19 protein-coding genes are annotated in these 19,549 nt (G+C 60.0%); 5 read left to right on the top strand and 14 right to left on the bottom strand.

Annotation, left to right across the window (positions count from 1 at the left end):
• Positions 1-28: 28 nt before the first annotated feature.
• Entirely contained in the window at positions 29-1,519 is a 1,491-nt protein-coding gene (mqo, locus tag BLV11_RS13390; protein ID WP_091815281.1) for a malate dehydrogenase (quinone), read from the bottom strand.
• A 282-nt stretch (positions 1,520-1,801) separates the two neighbouring features.
• Here mqo and nhaD point away from each other — a divergent pair, with 282 nt between their 5' ends.
• The gene (gene nhaD / locus BLV11_RS13385; RefSeq protein ID WP_091815277.1) at positions 1,802-3,064 is read left to right on the top strand and encodes a sodium:proton antiporter NhaD; all 1,263 of its coding nucleotides are present in this window, start codon (positions 1,802-1,804) and stop codon (positions 3,062-3,064) included.
• A 12-nt stretch (positions 3,065-3,076) separates the two neighbouring features.
• Entirely contained in the window at positions 3,077-4,048 is a 972-nt protein-coding gene (locus BLV11_RS13380) for a calcium/sodium antiporter (RefSeq protein ID WP_091815273.1), read from the top strand.
• A gap of 16 nt (positions 4,049-4,064) precedes the next feature.
• Here the strand turns inward: BLV11_RS13380 and BLV11_RS13375 are convergent, their stop codons facing one another.
• Positions 4,065-4,829: a lysophospholipid acyltransferase family protein gene (locus BLV11_RS13375; protein WP_091815266.1), complete on the bottom strand. Its 765-nt coding sequence runs from the start codon at positions 4,827-4,829 to the stop codon at positions 4,065-4,067.
• Positions 4,830-5,058: 229 nt separating this feature from the next.
• On the opposite strand from BLV11_RS13375, the gene sorT reads away from it, so the two are divergent.
• Both sorT and sorU read left to right on the top strand, forming a co-directional pair.
• Positions 5,059-6,285, top strand: coding sequence for a SorT family sulfite dehydrogenase catalytic subunit (gene sorT / locus BLV11_RS13370; protein ID WP_091815260.1), 1,227 nt, complete (start codon positions 5,059-5,061; stop codon positions 6,283-6,285).
• 9 nt (positions 6,286-6,294) lie between these two features.
• A complete protein-coding gene (gene sorU / locus BLV11_RS13365; protein ID WP_091815254.1) occupies positions 6,295-6,615 on the top strand; it encodes a SorU family sulfite dehydrogenase c-type cytochrome subunit in 321 nt (106 codons plus the stop codon).
• A 172-nt stretch (positions 6,616-6,787) separates the two neighbouring features.
• Here sorU and msrB read toward each other — a convergent pair whose 3' ends face one another.
• Both msrB and msrA read right to left on the bottom strand, forming a co-directional pair.
• On the bottom strand, positions 6,788-7,219 hold the full coding sequence (gene msrB / locus BLV11_RS13360; protein WP_091815247.1) for a peptide-methionine (R)-S-oxide reductase MsrB: 432 nt from the start codon (positions 7,217-7,219) through the stop codon (positions 6,788-6,790).
• 43 nt (positions 7,220-7,262) lie between these two features.
• Positions 7,263-7,898 carry a peptide-methionine (S)-S-oxide reductase MsrA gene (gene msrA / locus BLV11_RS13355; RefSeq protein ID WP_091815242.1) on the bottom strand — a complete coding sequence of 212 codons (636 nt, stop codon included), beginning with the start codon at positions 7,896-7,898 and terminating at the stop codon, positions 7,263-7,265.
• Between the two features lie 189 nt (positions 7,899-8,087).
• Between msrA and BLV11_RS13350 the strand changes: the two genes are divergently transcribed.
• Positions 8,088-9,062, top strand: a complete 975-nt coding sequence (locus BLV11_RS13350) for a metallophosphoesterase (protein ID WP_091815236.1) — start codon at positions 8,088-8,090, stop codon at positions 9,060-9,062.
• 66 nt (positions 9,063-9,128) lie between these two features.
• Here the strand turns inward: BLV11_RS13350 and BLV11_RS13345 are convergent, their stop codons facing one another.
• The 10 genes from BLV11_RS13345 to pqqB all read right to left on the bottom strand — a co-directional run bounded on the left by BLV11_RS13345 (position 9,129) and on the right by pqqB (position 19,513).
• Entirely contained in the window at positions 9,129-9,608 is a 480-nt protein-coding gene (locus tag BLV11_RS13345; protein ID WP_245726032.1) for a CDP-archaeol synthase, read from the bottom strand.
• Between the two features lie 34 nt (positions 9,609-9,642).
• Positions 9,643-11,025, bottom strand: a complete 1,383-nt coding sequence (locus BLV11_RS13340) for a class II fumarate hydratase (RefSeq protein ID WP_091815229.1) — start codon at positions 11,023-11,025, stop codon at positions 9,643-9,645.
• A gap of 68 nt (positions 11,026-11,093) precedes the next feature.
• Positions 11,094-11,375, bottom strand: coding sequence for a hypothetical protein (locus tag BLV11_RS13335; RefSeq protein WP_091815226.1), 282 nt, complete (start codon positions 11,373-11,375; stop codon positions 11,094-11,096).
• A gap of 155 nt (positions 11,376-11,530) precedes the next feature.
• Positions 11,531-13,294 carry a hybrid sensor histidine kinase/response regulator gene (locus BLV11_RS13330; RefSeq protein WP_091815222.1) on the bottom strand — a complete coding sequence of 588 codons (1,764 nt, stop codon included), beginning with the start codon at positions 13,292-13,294 and terminating at the stop codon, positions 11,531-11,533.
• A complete protein-coding gene (gene ercA, locus BLV11_RS13325; RefSeq protein ID WP_091815219.1) occupies positions 13,278-14,441 on the bottom strand; it encodes an alcohol dehydrogenase-like regulatory protein ErcA in 1,164 nt (387 codons plus the stop codon). The genes BLV11_RS13330 and ercA overlap by 17 nt, the downstream gene beginning before the upstream one ends.
• Positions 14,442-14,517: 76 nt before the next feature.
• Positions 14,518-16,362, bottom strand: a complete 1,845-nt coding sequence (locus BLV11_RS13320) for a S9 family peptidase (protein WP_091815216.1) — start codon at positions 16,360-16,362, stop codon at positions 14,518-14,520.
• A 52-nt stretch (positions 16,363-16,414) separates the two neighbouring features.
• Complete coding sequence (gene pqqE, locus BLV11_RS13315; protein ID WP_091815213.1) at positions 16,415-17,566, bottom strand: pyrroloquinoline quinone biosynthesis protein PqqE; 1,152 nt, start codon at positions 17,564-17,566, stop codon at positions 16,415-16,417.
• Positions 17,563-17,829 carry a pyrroloquinoline quinone biosynthesis peptide chaperone PqqD gene (pqqD, locus tag BLV11_RS13310; protein WP_245726031.1) on the bottom strand — a complete coding sequence of 89 codons (267 nt, stop codon included), beginning with the start codon at positions 17,827-17,829 and terminating at the stop codon, positions 17,563-17,565. Before pqqD ends, pqqE begins: the two co-directional genes overlap by 4 nt.
• Positions 17,826-18,587, bottom strand: coding sequence for a pyrroloquinoline-quinone synthase PqqC (gene pqqC, locus BLV11_RS13305; RefSeq protein WP_091815205.1), 762 nt, complete (start codon positions 18,585-18,587; stop codon positions 17,826-17,828). The genes pqqD and pqqC overlap by 4 nt, the downstream gene beginning before the upstream one ends.
• A complete protein-coding gene (gene pqqB / locus BLV11_RS13300) occupies positions 18,587-19,513 on the bottom strand; it encodes a pyrroloquinoline quinone biosynthesis protein PqqB (protein WP_091815202.1) in 927 nt (308 codons plus the stop codon). Before pqqB ends, pqqC begins: the two co-directional genes overlap by 1 nt.
• Positions 19,514-19,549: the final 36 nt, after the last annotated feature.

Here is a 19,549-nt window from a genome sequence, read left to right as displayed (position 1 = left end):
CGCCGTTTTTGAAGCCTCTGAGAAAGACTCAGCTCTCAGGGTTCAGTTTCAATGTCCGCAGCGTCCGTTCCCGCACGGTATTGAGCAACTGCTCATCGTTTACCAACGATTGCCCGTAAGACGGCACCATATCCCGCATCCGCTCCTGCCACTCAGGCGAGGACATGCGATCCGCAAAGCAACGTTCCAACACATTGATCATCGCGTTGGCGGCGGTGGAGGCACCCGGGGAAGCCCCCAACAAGGCCGACAGTTTGCCGTCACTGGAGGCGACGATCTCGGTACCAAACTCCAGCTTGCCACGGCCATGCTCATCTTTCTTGATGATCTGCACCCGCTGACCGGCATCCTGCAGTTTCCAGTTTTTCTCCTCGGCTTCCGGGAAGAAATTACGCAATGAGGCGACACGTTCACTGTGGGACTGGAACACTTCCTTGATCAGGTAGCGGGTCAGATCCATGTTGTTCTTGCTGACCGACAGCATCGGCTTGAGGTTGTTGGGCTTGACCGAACCAAACAGATCAAACTTCGACCCCTGCTTCAGGAACCGGGTAGTGAAACCGGCAAAGGGACCAAACAACAGGGCCGGCTCACCATTGATGATACGAGTGTCCAGATGCGGGACCGACATCGGTGGCGCGCCAATCGCGGCCTTGCCGTAGACTTTCGAGTGGTGCTTCGCGACAACATCCGGATTCTGACAAACCAGCCACTGGCCACTGACCGGGAAGCCACCGTAACCCCGGGCTTCTTCGATTCCGGATTTCTGCAGCAGGGGCAGTGCGCCACCACCGGCACCGAGGAATACAAAGTCAGTTTCGAGCTTGGTGGTTTCACCGGTTTTTTGATCCCGCACCCTTACCTTCCAGCGACCGTTGTCACGCTGGGCCAGATAATGCACCGGGCTGTTCAGCATCAGGGTGAAATTGGGCTTGCTCTCCAGATATTTCACCATGCTGCGGGTGAGGGAGCCGAAGTCAACGTCAGATCCATGACGAACACGGGTTGCGGCCACGGCCTGCATGGGATCCCGGTTCTGTACGATCAGCGGCATCCATTCACCAAGTTCCTTGGGGGATTCGGTGTATTCCATTTCACGGAACAGGTGGTGCGCCTTGAGCTTCTCGAAACGCCGGCGCAGGAACGCGACATCCTTTTCGCCCCAGACAAAACTCTGGTGCGGCGTACGGTTAATAAAGGTGGAAGGCTCGGGCAACATGCCCTTTTCCACCAGGTAAGACCAGAATTGCAGTGACACCTCAAACTGGGCATTGATTGCCAACGCCCGTTCAATCTCGACATCACCGCCGTCGGTTTCAGGGGTGTAGTTTAATTCACAGTATCCGGCGTGTCCGGTACCGGCGTTGTTCCAACCGTCTGTGCTCTCATGGGCTACGTGATCAAGACGTTCAACCATGATGATGTTCAGGGACGGATCAAGCTGCCTGAGCATCATGCCGAGGGTGGCGCTCATGACGCCACCGCCAACCAGCACTACATCTGCCTGTATTGCGGCCATTGGGCATTCACCTTAACAAGTTACTGAGCCTGTCACCCACCGTTGGGCATATAGGAGTTGATAGATTTGGGGACTCAATTATCCGGGTTTTTGGCCAGATAACAAAATACGTATACCTCTGTGTATGCTTTTTCAATCGGATGAGTATCCGGTTTTCCCCCGGGATTCTCCATTGGATTAAAGACCCGGGACGATGGATGGTGGTTGCGGGTCCCCTAAAGGGCTAGAATCCGCGCCCTGAACCTTCTATCCATCTCCATCTGAATCCAACGGCGGCTTAGTATGGAATCCTCTCTCTTATCCCTGCCCCCGGTCCTGATCGGACTGGCGGTTCTGGCCCTGCTTGGCGTGATTTTTGAAGAAGTCACCCATATCAACAAGGCCAAGATCACGCTGTTTTTCGGCACCCTGTCCTGGTTGCTGATGTTTGTTGCCAGTGGCAACGAGGAAGAAACGCTCGCCATCTCACGCGGTTTGTCAGAAAGCATCGCCGAAATTGCCGGTTTGTGGCTGTTCCTCGTGGCCGCCATGACCTTTGTTGCTTACCTCAACAAGAAGGGCATGATCGAGAATGTGGTCTACCTGATCATGCCCGGCAAGGTCACAGAGCGCAAACTACTGTTCCTGACTGGCCTGTTCTGCTTCGTGTTTTCATCCCTGGCGGACAACATTACCGCCACCCTGGTGTCCTGCTCGCTGATTCTGACCCTTAATCTGGAACTGAAAAAACGCATCCAGTTTGTCACCCTGGTGGTCTTTGCGGTCAACTCGGGCGGCGTGGCACTGATTACCGGCGACGTCACCACACTGATGATTTTCCTGGCGGGCAAGGTTGAGATCCTTACTCTCCTCACTCTGGCACTGCCCTCGGCGATCACCGTGTTCGTCCTCGCCGTGTTCCTTTGCCGCGGCCTCAGTGGCACCGTGGTTCTGGAGCCTCGGCTGAATTCAGTGCGCCCGGTGGATGCGGTTATCAGCGTCCTGTTTCTGGCCACGATCATCGCCACCATCACGTTCAACTCCCTGTTCTCGGTTCCGCCGGTACTGATGTTTCTGTTCGGTCTGTCGGTCATGTTCCTGGTCTCACGTTTCATGAGCGATGACAGCGACCTCGACCCGATCCTGGAATACGTCCGCTCCATCGAGTTTGAAACCCTGCTGTTCTTCCTTGGCATCCTGCTGCTGGTGGGCAGCCTCAAGGAGATCCAGGCGCTGGACAGCCTGGTCAACATCTATCAGGTCATGCCCCCCCTGGCTGCCAACTATGTGATGGGGGTATTCTCGGCGATCATCGACAATGTCCCCCTGACCGCCGCGTTGCTGAAGTCAGGTATCGACATGACGGCTGCCGAATGGATGGGACTGACTTACGCCGTCGGCGTCGGCGGATCACTGCTGGTGATTGGCTCTGCTGCCGGCATCGTCGCCATGAGCAAAATTCCGGGGCTGACCTTCGCCTCCTATCTGCGGTATGTTGTCCACCTTTTTGTGGCATACACCCTGGGTTACGCGGGCGTTTACCTGCTCGGTCAATTTCTATATTGAGGCGTTAAACAGATGTTACTGGCAATTGCAGCAATCATTGCGGGTCTGATCCTGCTGGTCTGGAGTGCAGATCGATTTGTCGACGGCGCGGCAGCGACCGCCCGGCACCTGGGGATGCCGACGTTGCTGATCGGTATGGTGATTATCGGTTTCGGGACGTCAGCGCCGGAACTGGCGGTGTCAGCCATGGCCGCGAGCGATGGCAACCCCGGACTGGCGCTGGGTAACGCCTATGGGTCCAATATCACCAATATTGCACTGATCGTTGGCCTGGTCGCCATCGTCAGCCCGATCATGGTTCACTCCCAGGTCCTGCGCAAGGAGCTGCCTCTGCTGCTGTTGCTGTGTGCCATCGCGGGTGGCCAGCTGATCGATGGAGAACTTTCCCGAATCGATGGCTGGGTGCTGCTGGCCGTCTTCGCCGCGGTTATGGGCTGGTCGATCATCCAGGGCATTCGCGGCAAGGGCGATGCCCTGGGTGGTGATACCGAGGCCGAACTCGACGCCCACCCAATGCCCCTGAAAGCCGCCCTGCTCTGGCTGGTCGCGGGGCTGGTGCTGTTGATCCTGAGTTCCCGTCTACTGGTCTGGGGCTCGGTGTATGTGGCTCAGTCCCTGGGGGTCAGTGACCTGATCATCGGATTGACCATCGTCGCCATCGGGACCTCCCTGCCCGAACTGGCCTCATCGATCGCCGCGGTCCGGAAAAACGAGCATGACCTGATCCTGGGCAATATCCTCGGTTCCGGTATTTTCAACACCCTGGCGGTGGTCGGTCTAGCGGCCACGATTCATCCGCTGTCGGTACCCATGGAAGTGCTGTACCGGGACTGGGTGGTGATGACCACCCTGACCGCCGCTTTGCTGGTCATGGGGCTCAGAATATTCAGTGCCGAGCGCAGCATCAGCCGCGTTGAAGGTGCGATTCTGCTGGCCACTTATGTGGGTTACACCAGTTACCTGGTGTCCACCGTGGTGCGCTGATCGGGCTCTAGCTCGATTACTCTGCCTCGCCGTCCCCCAGCAATTCCTCCATGCTTTGACGTACCTGGGCCATCAATCGGCCCAGGTCTTCCTTCGACATATCTTCCGTGTCGATAGGCTCACCGACCCGTACCTCCACCGGCTGTCCCAGATTGATCTGCCAGGTTCGTGCCGGCAATACGCGATGAATGCCCCGTATCGCTACCGGCACAATCACTGCGCCGGTATCCATGGCAAGGTGGAAACAGCCCTTCTTAAACGGCAGCAGCTGACCATCTGAGGATCGGGTACCTTCTGGCGCCGCCCACAGCACGATTCCGCTCTCCATCATTTCCCGCGCCTTGGCCAGGTCTGCCAGGGCCTGGGTCCGGTTACGCCGGTCCACCGAAGGAAACTCCGCAGCACGCATCGCCGGTCCCAGCAACGGGATCCGAAACAACTCCTTCTTGGCCAGCATGCGGATGGAGCCCGGCAGGGATACGAAACTGACCGGGATGTCGTAGTGGCTGGCGTGCGTACACATGATGATGTAACGACGACCATCGTTGAAATCCGGCACCGCTCCACGCACGGTCAGGTGGGCCCGGACCAGGCGTAACAAGGTGGCGGACCAGCCCCGGGTATACCGGTCAACAATCGTTCGGTTCAACAGGCCAAGTGGCGCCCGAATCAGGATAAGCAGGCTATACAACGCCGTCAGCCCGACCGACCCCAGTACCACGGCGGCCCGTCGCAACAGGGTGGCCGACTCCGCCATCGGACTGAATATCAATCGCTTCATGCTTTCACTTCTCCCCTGATAACAACGGTCACACCCTTTCACCGCTATCGACCGGCGGCGGCACTTAAAGGTGACAAATTATAACCGTTTGCCGGGTTGCTGGCACAAACCGGCGCTCCGCGCCTTCTTGATCATTTTTTAGTCAGCGACTATTAATTACAGTGGCCAACCTGAAACTGACTCACCAAGCCCGGCGTCCAAACCCCAATTCGAATCAAGGAGACGCACCATGCTCGACAACGAACCAACACCGGTCGACGACCGTCCACTCGACCTGCCTGCAATCTCCCGCCGTCACCTGCTGATGGGTAGTGCCGGCGCCCTGGCCTCAGTGAGTCTGCTGGGCTTCAGCCCCCTCGCACGCGGTCAGGCCCCCGCCACACTGCCGGAGTTCGCAGCCTGGAAAAGCCTCAACGACCTGATCGTGCACAGCGCCAACACCATGGAAACCCGCCGGGACGCCATTGGCAGCGGCGTATTAACGCCCTCCGACAAATTATTCGTGCGTAACAACCTGCCCGCCCCTGACGCATCCATCGCGGCAGACCGGGATGCCTGGTCGGTCAACATCGACGGTGTAAACAACCCCCGGGCGCTGACCATCGCCGAACTGAAAACCATGGGCGTAGAAACCGTCGCTTCGGTATTACAGTGCTCAGGTAACGGCCGTGCATTCTTCCCTCATGGTGCTGGCGGTACCCAGTGGTCCGTGGGCGCGGCGGGCTGCGTGCTGTGGACCGGCGTCCCCCTGAAAACGGTGGTGAATGCCTTAGGCGGGGTTGCCGATGGCATGAACTACATCACCAGTACCGGGGGCGAAGAGCTCCCTGCCGGCCTGGATCCCAAGACCATCCAGGTGGAACGTTCCATTCCCCTGGCCGCCCTGGACCGGGCCATGCTGGTCTGGGAACTCAATGACAATCCCCTCCCGGTGACCCATGGTGGCCCCCTGCGCATGGTCATTCCCGGATACTACGGCGTCAACAACGTCAAATACGTCAACAACGTGGCCTTCACCCCGGCCCAAACCGACACCAAAATCCAGGTATCCAGCTACCGGGTTCGGGATATTGGGGTCAAAGGCTCCGCCGACCAGCCCTCAATGTGGGAGATGAACGTCAAGTCCTGGGTCACCTCACCGCTGGAGACCGCCAGCCGTGGCCGCACCATGATCTACGGTGTCGCTTTTGGCGGTAGTCAGGCTGTGGCCAGTATCGACGTCTCCCTCGACGGTGGCCAGAACTGGCAGGCAGCCCGCTTCCTGGGCCCCGATCTGGGTCAGTTTGCTTGGCGGCCCTTTGTGCTGGCGGCCGATCTGGCCCCCGGGGAATATCGGGTAGTCAGTCGCGCCACTGACAGCCAGGGCAACAGCCAGCCGGAAAACCGCATAGACAATGAACGGGGTTACGGCCACAACGGCTGGAAAGACCACGGCATTACCCTGAAGGTCACCTGAGGAAAGCCTATGACAAACGATCGGATCGGGATATTGGTAGCGGGCCTGCTGATTCCATTACCGGGATTTGGCGACGCCCAGCTGGAGGCGGGACGCAAGGTCTTCATGGAACAGGCTCAACCGTCCTGCGCGGTATGCCATACCCTCAGTGACGCCGGCGCAACCGGCGTCGTCGGCCCCAACCTGGATGAATTGGCACCATCGGTGGAACAGGTTCAAAGAGCGGTCACGTCAGGAGTTGGCATCATGCCGCCATTTGGAGAGTCGCTGTCAGAAGACCAGATCGCCGCCGTCGCCCACTATGTATCCACGGTGACTGCCGCAAAATAACAGGAGGCCACTCAGCAGGCATAAAAAAACCACCAATCCCTGGTGGTCAGTGGGCATCCAGCCTGATCAAAGTGAGTCCCTTCAGGGACTGAGCACGACAACAATGCAGTGACGTTATGGCTAAGACTAGCAACACCCTGTGACAGTTGTGTGAAGGCCTGAGGGGGGAGGACTAATCCACCCCCCCGGCACGAAACGCCATGGCGACAGAATTGAGGCAATATCGCTGCCCGGTAGGTGGCGGGCCATCGGGGAACACGTGACCAAGATGGCTGTCGCAACGGGGGCAGCGAATTTCCGTACGCACCATGCCGTGAGAGCAATCCTCGATATAGCGGATATGGTCCGGATCAAACGGCTGAAAAAAACTCGGCCACCCCGTCCCCGAATCAAACTTGGCGCCTGAACTGAACAGCGGCAGGTCACACAAACGGCAGTGATAGACACCGTCACTCTTGTTATCAAGTAACGTTCCGCAAAACGGCCGTTCGGTGCCGTGATCCAGCAGCACATTGCGCTCTTCCGGGGTCAGCGCCGATGCCCGCTCGGCAACTTCAGCGTCGTTCAATCGGGTCAGGTCGTAGCCTGCAGCGGACGTTGTCATTTGTTGTTGTCTCCTGTTCAGCTGAATGGAACCGGGCCAATGCTCAGTCCCGGTATTCCGGTTTCATCCGGTCGCCATAGGTCTGGCGTAACTTCTCGACTTTCGGTGCCGCAACGGCCATCACATAAGGCTGATAGGGGTTCCGGGCGGCATAGTTCTGGTGGTAAGTCTCTGCCGGGTAGAACGCCTGCAGGGGCTCCAACGTGGTCGCAATGGGCTGCGGATAGATCCCAGCCGCATCCAGCTGGGCAATATAGGCTTCCGCCACGGCTTTCTGCTCCCCGGTTTCATAGAAAATCGCTGAGCGATACTGGGTCCCCCGATCGTTACCCTGCCGGTTCAACTGGGTAGGATCATGGGCCACCGAGAAAAACAGTTTAAGCAATTCGCCGAAGCTGACCCGCAAAGGGTCATAGCGAATATCCACCGCTTCGGCATGCCCGGTGGTACCGGAGCACACCGACTCATAGTTGGCCGTAGAGGATTCACCACCGGTATAGCCGGACGCGACCTGAACCACGCCATCGACGGCCAGGAACACCGCCTCCACGCACCAGAAGCAACCTCCCGCCAGAACCACCCGCTGCTCCCCCTCGCCGGGGATTTCCAGCCCCCGCTGCGGATCAGGGAATCGGCTTTTAGGGACATTCATGCCCGGTATCGAACAGGAATCCGTCATGTCATTTCTCCTCACGTTACCTCGGTGCCGGCATCAGAGCGGCCCATGCCTGAAGGCGGTGACCGGCACTCCTCGGCAAAGTTCCATCACGCCCGCGCCAGACCAAGATGAACTTTAGCCCACGTTGGTTGCAGTCGGGGAATAGCAAACCATACTTAACTACAGGCCCTCAAGATGTCAGGACCAAGGATGACTGCCCGCGCCCCTTCGCCCGTGTCGACAAATGAACTGCTGGATTACCGGCTTAGCCTCCGGCTGGGTCCGATTCACGCCCGCCAGCGGCTGGGGATAGAGCGTGAATACGAATCCCGGGTCTTCGGCCAGGATCACCATTCGTTCCACCTGGAGAACTGGACCTCGGCTCCGAGGCTGATCCGCGTCGGCCTCCGCCTGTGTGGCCTGCTCAACCGCGCCCGGGACAACAGCCGCGACATTCAGGTGGTGGAACACCGCGTCCACCTGCCGGACCTGCCCGAGGCCTTCGAGGGCTACCGCATCCTCCACCTCAGTGACCTTCATGTCGACATGGACGAACTGAATCTGAAAACGGTCATCAACATTATCGGAGAACTGGACTATCACCTCTGCGTGTTGACTGGCGACTACCGCAAACTTACCTGGGGACCAATCGAGCCAGCGCTGCACGGCATGGAACGGCTGCGCCAGGCCATTCATGGTACGCCAATGGCCGTGCTGGGGAACCATGACAGCATCCGTATGCTGCCCCCGTTGGAGGACATGGGCTACCAGATGCTGCTCAATGAGAACGCTGAGATCGAGCGGGACGGAGCCTCTATCTACGTGGCCGGGGTGGATGACGCCCATTTCTTCAAAGCCCACAACCTGCAGAAAGCGGGTGACGATATTCCCTCCGGCGCCATTAGCCTGCTGCTCAGTCACACCCCTGAAATCTGGCGGGAAGCAGGGCATGCCGGCTACGACCTGTTCCTGTGCGGACACACCCACGGCGGCCAGATCTGTCTACCCGGAGGCATTCCCGTCACCCTGGACTCCAGCTGCCCACGCTCCCTCGGCCGCGGCTACTGGCGTTTCAACGGCATGCAGGGCTATACCTCACCAGGCTGTGGCACCTCAGTGCTTAACGTCCGCCTCAATTGCCCTCCGGAGATCATTATCCACACCCTGACCAGAGGCCCCCGCTAAGCCAGCGCAGGCTCTCGCTCGGCGAATGTAGACCCCCTGTCGACCTCACAGTCCCGTGTCAGACCACTAGTGCGGATGGCGACGGATCCCCAGGCGATACAGCACCGGCGAGAAGCCGATATTTGCCGCTACAAACATCACAACGACCAGCAGCGCCAGCCACAATGGCAGTTTCAACCACACCACCGCGAACACCATCGGGATCAGGGCTTCAGGAATCTGGTCAAGACCGAGAGCCCGGCTGCTGGCCGCCATGCCCAGCCGCCGCTTGATGAAACTGCTGAGCAGGTCTCCCCCCAACGCCAGCAGTCCGAACCAGAATCCGAACCACACGCCCAGTCCGACCAGAACAGAGAACAGCGCGCAGCTGAGGGTACCGCTGACCATGCCTCGCCAAGTCTTACTGTTGCCGAACAGAGGGCGCTGGTCTCGCCAAAGGCGGCCACCATCCACCGGCTGCGGCCACAGCCCTGGCGCCAGCTTGCAGGCAATCACCGGCGCTCCGTTGGCCAGCACCAGCATGATAAACAGGATTAACGGGAGCACCCTGGAACCTCCGCAGACATCACGACCACGTCTCTCAGTCGCCGGCGACGCCGCCCCGTGTCAGTTTCAACGGGTCCAGCAGCTTGATCAGCCGCTGACGGGACAGGCCTGACTGTTCCTCCGCCACATCAATGATCGGACGCCCGCTCCGGTAGGCTTCTTTGGCTATGGCCGCCGCTTTCTCGTAACCGATCTCGGGGTTCAGGGCGGTGACCAGCACCGGGTTGCGGCCAACCGCGGCCTCAAGGGTGTCAACATTGACGGAAAAGCCGGCAATGGCACTGTCGGCCAACAAGCGGGTGGTATTGCTCAGCAGCGATATCATATCGATCAGATTCGCCCCCACCAGCGGCAGCATCACATTGAGCTGGAAGTTCCCCGACTGGCCCGCCAGCGCAACCGTTGCATCCAGCCCCATAACCTGAGCCGCTACCATGGCGACCGATTCCGGAATCACCGGGTTGACCTTGCCCGGCATGATGCTGCTACCGGGCTGTAGTGCCGGCAGGCTGATTTCACCCAGGCCATGAATGGGGCCGCTGTTCATCCAGCGCAGGTCGTTGGCAATCTTGGCTAGCACAATCGCAACACCCCGAAGCTGGGCAGACAACTGTACCGGCGCATCGATGGCACTTTGGCCGACAAACTTGTGCTCAAGAGAGCGGAAGGCAAAACCAGTGCTTTCCCGAAGAAAACGCACGAACTGCCCCGAAAACTCTTCCAGAGCATTAATGCCCGTGCCTACCGCCGTGCCGCCCTGAGGTACCGCCAGCAAGTCCTCCAGCGTGTGATCCAGACGCGCCTCAGCCGCAATCAGCTGTTCCCGCCACGTGCGCAGCTCCTGGGCCATCGTCACTGGCATGGCGTCCATCAAATGGGTGCGGCCAGTCTTGACCTGCTCGGCCAGCTCACTTTCCCGCTCATAGATCACGCCACACAAGTGGGACAATGCCGGCAACAAACGACGCTGGGACTCGATCACTGCGCTGACATGAATGGCGGTGGGGATCACATCATTGGAGCTCTGGCTCATGTTGACGTGGTCGTTGGGGTGAACCCGGACTCCCCGGGACGAGGCGAGATGAGCCAGCACCTCATTGACGTTCATGTTGGTGCTGGTGCCAGAACCGGTCTGATAACGATCAACCGGGAACTGCTGGGAATGCTGGCCATCCAGCACTTCAGCACAGGCGTCCAGGATGGCGTCACGCACCGCCACATCCAGCAGACCAAGGCAGGTATTGGCTTCAGCAGCCGCGCGCTTGATTTCCACCACTGCGGCAATGAACGGCGCGGGCATAGGCAAGCCGCTGACCGGAAAGTTATCCACTGCCCGCTGGGTTTGTGCCCCCCAGAGGGCATCGGCGGGTACCTGAACTTCCCCCAGACTGTCGTACTCGGTTCGGAATTCGGCCACGGTCGCTCCTTGGAGAATCTGGCTCCTGCATATTTCCTGTGACGGCCGGAAGCTTCTCCAGTTCCCGGCTAGCCGCCGTTGGCCTTCAGCCGAACGTGATCGCAGATACCGGTCACCGCCTCAAAATTCAGGATCAGGGTATGAACGGTATTGGTATAGGTGTCGTGAAGGTGGAACTTGAAGCGTTTCTGCTTCTCGCCCTGAAGAAAGGCATCGTATTCCTTGACCAGCTCCCGTACATCCCCCCCGGAATCCTGGCTCCAGGTTGCGTTGAACGGCCCAAGGACAGCGCCTCCAGACAGGCAGACGGTTACTTCATGATTGGTCAGCGCATTATCTGAACTGTGCATTGCACACCCTCCACACTTTCACTCAGCTGAGATGGGGCCAATCCATACCGGCAGTTCGGACCGGCTTCCGGATCACCCATGGTTTCCTAAGTGTAGGTCAGATTTGGCAATTGGGCGTCGGCCGGCGAAAGCTGGCCTGGCAAGCCTGTCTCCGCTTACAGGTCCTGGCTGAGCGGCCTGGCAACAAGGCTGGTCAGAAGCGCCCGCAGGCGATTGGGCTTCACAGGCTTGTTCAGAACCGGCAGGTATAACGCCTGCAACAGGCGGCGACACTGGTCACTGCGGTCCGCGGTGATGATGGCCGCGGGAATATCAACATTGCAATGGCTACGCACCGCCAGGATCGCCTCACAACCGGTACGGTCATGGTCAAGATGGAAGTCCGCGAGAATCGCGTCCGGCAGCTCCCCGCCTGGCGGGCATTGCTCCACCGCCGCCTCCGCACTGGCCGCCAGCAGAACCCGGCACCCCCAACGCTCCAGCAGTGCGCCCATGCTAAGCAGTATGTCCGGTTCATTGTCAATCACCAGCACCAACGCTCCACTCAGGGTATCCACCGCAGGCGCTGCGACGTCCCGTTCCTGTCGCCGCGATACGCTACGCCCCGTCTCCACCGGGACCGACAGGCGGAATCGGGAGCCCTTCCCCGGCCGCGACTGAACCGTGATGGTACAGCCCAGTACCCTCACCATCCGCTCGACGATGGCGAGACCGAGACCCACCCCTTCTCGACCACCGCTGCCCTGGGGTAGCAGCTGGTGAAACTCGGTAAAGATATCCCCGAGCTTGTCCGGTTCAATCCCAACGCCAGTGTCCCAGACCTCGATATCCAGCAGATCGGCACGTCGGCGCATCGCCAGCAGCACGCCGCCTTTCGAGGTGTAACGGAAGGCATTACTGAGCAGGTTACGCAGCACCCGGCTGAGCATACGGGGGTCAGTCCGCGCGATGGCTGAACGAGAGCGAACCCGGAACGCCAGACTGGCATTGCGGGCAACCGGTTCAAACTCTTCCGCCAGCACGCCCACCAGATCTTCAAGATCGGCGTACACCAGATCGGGTTTCATGGCTTGCTGGTCAAGTTTCGAAATATCCAGCAGGTCTGCCAGCAGGTCCTCAGCACTTTCCAGGGCCCGGTGAATCCGTTGCACCAGGTGGTTTTCCCGCTTCGGAAGCGGGCTGTCCTGCAGGGTAGACACCAGCAAGCGGGCTGCATTCAGGGGCTGGAGTAAATCGTGGCTGGCAGCAGCCAGATACTTGTCTTTACTGAGGTTGGCTTCCTTGGCGGCGTTTACCGCCACCACCAGATCCTGTTCAATCCGTTGCCGTTCCTCGATCTGGTAACGGAGCCCGACGTTCGCATTCTGCAACGCCTCGGTTCGCTCATCGACCCGCCGTTCAAGGTCAATATTGAGCTGCTCCAGCTTGCGCCGTGCCTGCACCCGTTCGGTGATGTCGAGCACAAAGGCCTCCACGACTTCCGCACCCAGATCCGGGCGCCGCAGCAGGGTAATGGCAACATCAACCGGTTCACCGCCCGCCCGTCTCAGGCGGGTCTCACGAGCCACCACCTTGCCATAATCCAGGAGCTCCTGACGCAGACGATCAAACTCGTCGATGGTGTAGAACACCTGCTCCCGCAATCGCCGTATCGACCCGACCAGACTCTCCGGACTGGGGTACCCACAGATTTCAGCCATTGCCGGGTTCGAGGCCAGAAAGCCGCCCTTCAGATCCCCCCGGAAGATACCGTGCAGAGCATGCTCGAACAGCCACTTGTAGCGGTTCTTTTCCACTTCAAGTTGCTCAATCCGCTCAACCAGCTCCGGATAATAACTCTTACGAACCGAGTGACTGCCCAGTCCGAGCAGATCACCCACATCATAGCGACCCGGGTCGGACTCAGAGCGCTTCTTCATAGACCACTTCTACGTCTCGTTTTGAGGACTGGCGGGGATTGGTAACAATGCAGGGATCCTGCATGGCAAAGTGGGACAGGTGAGGAATATCGGAAACCGTGACCCCCAGCTCGGCCAACTTGCTTTCCAGCCCCACCGCCTTTTTGAGCAGGATCACCCGCTCCATCAGCCTCTTCCTGACCTCGGCATCTTTCATGCCCCGGGTATCCACCCCAAGGGCTTCGGCGATGCGACGGAAGCGCTCAGGCGCTGCGGGGAAGTTGTAGGCAATGACATGCTCCAGCAGCAGCGAATTGCAGAGTCCGTGAGGCAGGTCCAGGTAGCCCCCCAAACTGTGGGACATGGCGTGAACCGCGCCCAGGATCGCATTGGAAAAGGCCAACCCTGCTTGCATAGACGCCAGCATGATGTGCTCGCGCAGCTGGGCGTCTTCGGTATTTTTCAACAAAGGCTCAAGATAGGTGCCAATCAGCCGGATGGCTTCCAGTGCATGACTGTCAGTCAGTGGCCCACTGCCCGTGGAGACATAAGCCTCAATAGCGTGGACCAGGGCATCAACCCCGGTGCAGGCCGTGAGAAAGTGATCCATGGTGGCGGTCACTTCGGGATCAATCAGTGACACATCCGGCACCACGGCCTTACTGATGATGGAAAACTTGAAACGCCGGGCCGGGTCGGAAATGATCGCAAACTGGGACACATCCGCCGAGGTACCTGCCGTGGTTGGAATCAGAATCAGCGGCGGCGACGGCATGCGGATGGTATCAACACCCTCGAACTCCAGGATATTGCGGTCGTGGGCAATAACGATGCCGATACCCTTGGCACAATCCATAGGACTGCCACCGCCCACGGCAACGATGACATCGCACTGATTGGCCCGGTAGAGCTCGGCGCCGTTCATGACCTCCTCCGCCCGGGGGTTGGCGGAGACACCGGTGAATACCGTGCAGTTCAGCCCTGCACCCCGCAACATGGCTTCAATTTCAGCCACCCAGCCGGCATCAACCACTCCAGGGTCAGACACCAGAAAAACGTGGCGCGCACCAAAATTGCTGGCGAAATTGACAACCGCTTTGCGGGAGCCGGCTCCGAAGACAATTTCCGGTGATACAAATTTACGTAATGAGGAGACGTCGTGACTCATGGGTGTTCTCGCACATATTATTATTCTGATCGGTTGAATTACGACCCGTTCCCTTGGGATGGCAATGCCCCACAGTTTAACGCATGTTCCCCTCGCCTTCACCGACCTGTCGACACAGCCGTTGGTAGAAGGCCAGCGTTTCCTCCAGCACCCTGACCTGATTGGCCTGATGGCGAAAACCATGGCCCTCGTCAGGAAACAGATGCACCTCCGCGTGCAGGCCGGCCGCCGCCATGGCCGTCGCCATGGCTTCGGTCTGCGCCGGCACCACCACGGTATCCTGCCCGCCCTGAAAAAACAGCACCGGCCCGGTCATCTGGTCAGCCAGCAGCGCCGGCGTACGGTCGCGCCAGTCATCGGCCCCGGACGCGGGCCCCAGTAACCAGTCGAGGTAACCGGACTCAAAGCGGTGCGTGCAGCTTCGCAGATGCCAGGGATCCGTTACGCCGAACAGACTGGTGGCCCCACGGAACACCGATGAACGGGTCATCGCCATCAAAGCCGTGTAGCCTCCGGAACTGCGCCCCTGAATAAAAGCCCGTCTTGGGTCCGCACGCCCCTCCCGCGTCAGCTGGCCAACCAGCGCACAGGCATCGTCAACATCCACCTGCCCCCAGCGCCCCTCAAGATTGAGCCGGAACGCCCGCCCCAGCCCCGTGCTGCCACGATAGTTGAGGTCCGCCACTGCAAAGCCCTGCTGGCACCAGAACTGGATGTCTGGTCGCAACACCGGGTAGCTCGACGAAGTGGGGCCACCATGGATCAACACCAACAGTGGCGGTGCGTCTGCGCCTCCGCCCCCCGCAGGCGGGTAATAGAAACCAGCCGCGGGGACCGCATCCGCAGTATCGGTATGGGTGAGCGTAAAGGGCTCAGGCCGGCTGAGACGGCTTGCCGGCCAAAGTTGCTCGCCGCCCGCCAGGATGGACGCACGGCCCGTCGCCAGCTCAATGGCCAGCACTTCGGTCAGGGCATCCCAACGACTGGCCAGGCAGTACAGGGTGCCCTCGGCATGACACAGGCTGCGAAAATCCGTACGGTCCGGCGCCAGTCGACGGGGGGCCAGGTCCTCACCGGGATACCACCACAGCTCGCCAAAGCCATCGCGGTAGCGCACCCCCACCCAACCACCGCCGGGCAGGGGCTGGTAATGACTCTCACCCAGTTGCCAGGGCGCGTTGGCATGATCAGCGTCCACCGCTGGCAGCGGGCGCCAGCGGGTACTCTCCGGGCTGGCATCCAGAGCATAGGGTCGCCACCAGCCACCATGATCGGAAAGCGCCACCAACTGCTGACCACAGAACCGGGGCTGCTGCACCGCCGCAGGCTCCGGTGTCGACAGGGGACGGGGCTGAACCAACGCGCCCTCAGGCTCAACATCCGCCAGCCACAGGGTCGAGGTCTGCCAGGGCATCTGTGGCCACTGCCAGCACACCCAGGCGAGCTGGCGACCGTCCACGGAGAACGCCGCCGCACCATAGAAATCCTCGCCCTGGTGGAGCACCGTAACCTTTCCGGAAAGTTCAACAGCAACCAGAGACTGGACCTCAGAGTGTGAGGGAATGCCCCCCGGTGAATGGGCATGAGGATCCGGGCTTGCCACCCGCTCCCTGACCGCCAGCAGACGCTGATTGGCCGTGTCCGCGACCAGGCCGCCGTAACGGAATCCGGGCGTTCGGGTCAGCGGACGTGCACGGCCGCTGCCAAGATCAATGCAATCGATCTGCCCACTGCCGGCATTGACGCCATAGCCCCAACGCCCCAGCAGGCACAGGGCACCGCCGCCGTAGCCGTTGACCCGGCTGCGAAGGCTGTAGCCCGACGCCGTTAGCCGGCGAGGCTGACCGTCGTGCAGGGTAACAAGGGCGGAGTCACCACTGGCCGGATCCAGCTCCAGCCAGAATACACCGGCAGCAGACACCTGCAGCGACTCCCGCTGACGGAGGGCAGCCGCAGCCTGGTCAGCGCTCAGGTCAGCTGCGGAAGAACAGGCGGGAGTTGGCGGGGTTGCGATAGCTCAAATCCTCCAGGCCAGCGGTGGCATGGTCCGCCGCCCGTCTCGCTGCCAGGATACGGTCATGGCTGGGGGATTTGCTGCAGACCGGGTCGGCATTATCGGCATTGCCGGTGAGCAGGTAGGCCTGGCAGCGACAGCCGCCAAAATCCTTGCCTTTCTCATCGCAGGAGCGGCAGGGCTCCGGCATCCAGCTGTCCCCCCGGTAATGGTTGAAGCCCGGGCTGTCGTACCAGATGGACTGCAACGACTGCTCCCGGACATTGGGAAATTCTATAGGCAACAGCCGCGCACTGTGGCAGGGCAAGGCCGTGCCGTCCGGAGCCACGGTCAGAAACAGGCTGCCCCAGCCGTTCATACAGGCCTTGGGCCTTTCTTCATAATAGTCCGGAGTGACAAAGATCAGTTTCATCGCCGATCCGGCATCAGCCAGCTGCTGACGACGCTGGTTGACCTCGGCCTCGGCCTTCACCAGCTGCGCCTTCGATGGCATCAACCCTTCCCGGTTCTTGAACGCCCAGCCATAGTACTGGCAGGTCGCCAGTTCCACATAGTCGGCGCCGAGACGCTCACACAGGTCGATGATATCGGTCATCTGATGAATGTTATGGCGATGGATAACGAAGTTCAGCACCATCGGATAACCCGCTTCCTTGACCGCACGGGCCATCGCCAGTTTTTGCTCGAAGGCTTTGCGGGAGCCGGCCACAGCGTTGTTCAGTTCCGGGTCTGAAGCCTGGAAGCTGACCTGGATGTGATCGAGCCCGGCATCCCGGAAAGCGCGGACCTTGTGTTCGTTCAGGCCCAGCCCTGAAGTGATCAGGTTGCTGTAGTAACCCAATTGACGGGCCTCAGCAATCAGATCGGGCAAATCCTGACGCACCAGCGGTTCACCGCCGGAAAAGCCGAGTTGGGCAGCCCCCATTTCACGGCCCTGGCGCAACACCGACACCCATTGCTCGGTGCTGAGTTCCTGCTCGTTCTGGGCATAGTCCAGCGGGTTGGAACAGTATGGACATTGCAGCGGGCAACGGTAAGTCAGCTCCGCCAGCAACCACAACGGCGGCCCGATCTCCGGGGCCTGAGCAGAGGTGTCCGTGCTACCGGTCATGACAAGGTAATCCAGTGCTGTTGTTCGGCATCCTGCAGGAAGTGCATCACGTCGTCCGCCAGCGGACCGGCGTCGGGGAAGCGTTGCTCCAGTGTCGCCACAATGGCCTCCACCGTGCGCTGCCCATCAACCTCGGCGAGGATGGCCCCGGCACTGTCGTTGAGCCGAACCATACCCTCAGGGTACAGCAACACGTGTGCATTCTGTGCTGGCTCCCACTGAAAGCGGAAACCCGGACGCAGGCGCGGAACCTGGACGCTCACAGCCCCAGCCCCCGATGCCACACCTGGGCGTCGGTCACGGTGTGGTAAGGCGGCGTCTGGTGCACATAAGCCATAGTCAGGGCATCCAACATAGACCATAGGATATCCAGTTTGAATTGCAGAATGTCCAGCGCACGCTGCTGCTCAGCATACGTGGTGAAGTGATCCAGGGTAATGGTCAGGCCGTGCTGTACATCCCGGCGGGCTTCCGACAGGCGTTTACGGAAATAGGTGTAACCGTTGCCTTCGATCCAGGGATAGTGCTCAGGCCATGAGTCCAGTCGGGACTGGTGAATTTCCGGTGCGAACAGCTCGGTCAGCGACGAACACGCGGCTTCCTGCCAGGTCGCACGGCGGGCAAAATTGAGATAGGCATCCACCGCGAAGCGTACGCCGGGCAACACATGACGCTGATCGATCACTTCTTCCCGACTCAGGCCGACCGCTTCCGCCAGCTGCAACCACGCCTCGATCCCGCCCTGATCATTCTCATGGCCATCGTGATCCAGCACCCGCTGAAGCCACTGTCGGCGCACATTCGCATCCGGGCAGTTGGCCATGATCGCAGCATCCTTGCGGGGGATGTTGACCTGATAATAGTAGCGATTGGCCACCCAGCCACGAATCTGTTCCGGGGTACACTGACCGCCGTACATAGCCCGGTGGTAGGGGTGATGAATGTGGTAGAGCGTGCCCTTGTCACGCAGTGCCTGCTCAAAATCGTCACGGGTCATCGCTGGCTTGGCAATCGCGTTCATCACAGAGCTCCGAGATCCAGGTGCATGCCATCCCACGCGACTTCTATGCCGTGACGCGCCAGCTCAGCCCGCTCCGGCGAGTCTTCATCAAGGATGGGGTTGGTGTTATTGATATGAATCAGTATCTTCCTGTCTGCCGGCATGCTGTCGAGTACTTCGATCATGCCACCAGCACCACTCTGGGCCAGGTGCCCCATTTCTTGTCCGGTCTTGGTTCCCACTTCACAGCGCTGCATTTCATCATCGCGCCAGACGGTACCATCGACCAAGAGCACATCGGCCCGTTTCATCCAGCCCAGAATCCGCTCATCCGGCTGCCCCAGGCCAGGGGCATAGAGCACGGTCGAACCACTGCGGGTATCTTCGATAAACAGGCCTACATTATCGCCGGGGTGAGGATTGTCCCGACGGGGAGAATAAGGGGGAGCATTGCTGAGCAGGGGAATCGCCGTCAGTCGCAGCGAAGGTGCGCAATCAATGGTAAAGCTCTGATCATCCGCCGCCGGCATCGGCTTCCAGTTCAGGCCACCGTTCCAGTGGCTCAGCATGCGAAACAGCGGAAAGCCGGAGCTGAGGTCATCGTGGACCTGCTCGGTGCACCAGACATCAAACGGACAACCTTCCCGCAGCGACAGCAAACCCGTGGTGTGATCCACCTGGCTGTCCATCAACAGGATGGCATCGATTCCGGTATCACGCACGGCCCGGGCCGGTTGCATGGGTTCAAACGCGGCCAGCTGCGCACGGATATCCGGTGATGCGTTGCACAGGATCCAGTGTTCGCCATCTTCACTGATGGCAATGGACGATTGCGTACGGGGCTGGGCATTCAGGGTACCGTTCCGGACACCGGTACAGTTGCGGCAATTGCAGTTCCACTGGGGAAATCCACCGCCAGCGGCAGAACCTAGAACATGAATAAGCATGGCGGGACTCCACTAAAGGGGCTGGCCAGCCTCAGG

The sequence above is a fragment of the Marinobacter mobilis genome, assembly GCF_900106945.1.
Classification (GTDB): Bacteria; Pseudomonadota; Gammaproteobacteria; order Pseudomonadales; family Oleiphilaceae; genus Marinobacter; species Marinobacter mobilis.
Note: the sequence above shows the minus strand (reverse complement) of the source record. Positions and strands in the feature narration are given on the sequence as shown.

What these genes read in the sequence shown, in the direction of transcription:
- nhaD (WP_091815277.1), top strand. Translation starts at nt 1,802, where the DNA reads ATGGAATCCTCTCTCTTATCCCTGCCCCCGGTCCTGATCGGACTGGCG.
- sorU (WP_091815254.1), top strand. Translation starts at nt 6,295, where the DNA reads ATGACAAACGATCGGATCGGGATATTGGTAGCGGGCCTGCTGATTCCA.
- BLV11_RS13350 (WP_091815236.1), top strand. Translation starts at nt 8,088, where the DNA reads ATGACTGCCCGCGCCCCTTCGCCCGTGTCGACAAATGAACTGCTGGAT.
- ercA (WP_091815219.1), bottom strand. Translation starts at nt 14,441, where the DNA reads ATGAGTCACGACGTCTCCTCATTACGTAAATTTGTATCACCGGAAATT.
- msrB (WP_091815247.1), bottom strand. Translation starts at nt 7,219, where the DNA reads ATGACAACGTCCGCTGCAGGCTACGACCTGACCCGATTGAACGACGCT.
- sorT (WP_091815260.1), top strand. Translation starts at nt 5,059, where the DNA reads ATGCTCGACAACGAACCAACACCGGTCGACGACCGTCCACTCGACCTG.
- pqqE (WP_091815213.1), bottom strand. Translation starts at nt 17,566, where the DNA reads ATGACCGGTAGCACGGACACCTCTGCTCAGGCCCCGGAGATCGGGCCG.
- BLV11_RS13380 (WP_091815273.1), top strand. Translation starts at nt 3,077, where the DNA reads ATGTTACTGGCAATTGCAGCAATCATTGCGGGTCTGATCCTGCTGGTC.
- BLV11_RS13375 (WP_091815266.1), bottom strand. Translation starts at nt 4,829, where the DNA reads ATGAAGCGATTGATATTCAGTCCGATGGCGGAGTCGGCCACCCTGTTG.
- BLV11_RS13335 (WP_091815226.1), bottom strand. Translation starts at nt 11,375, where the DNA reads ATGCACAGTTCAGATAATGCGCTGACCAATCATGAAGTAACCGTCTGC.
- mqo (WP_091815281.1), bottom strand. Translation starts at nt 1,519, where the DNA reads ATGGCCGCAATACAGGCAGATGTAGTGCTGGTTGGCGGTGGCGTCATG.
- msrA (WP_091815242.1), bottom strand. Translation starts at nt 7,898, where the DNA reads ATGACGGATTCCTGTTCGATACCGGGCATGAATGTCCCTAAAAGCCGA.
- BLV11_RS13330 (WP_091815222.1), bottom strand. Translation starts at nt 13,294, where the DNA reads ATGAAGAAGCGCTCTGAGTCCGACCCGGGTCGCTATGATGTGGGTGAT.
- pqqC (WP_091815205.1), bottom strand. Translation starts at nt 18,587, where the DNA reads ATGAACGCGATTGCCAAGCCAGCGATGACCCGTGACGATTTTGAGCAG.
- pqqB (WP_091815202.1), bottom strand. Translation starts at nt 19,513, where the DNA reads ATGCTTATTCATGTTCTAGGTTCTGCCGCTGGCGGTGGATTTCCCCAG.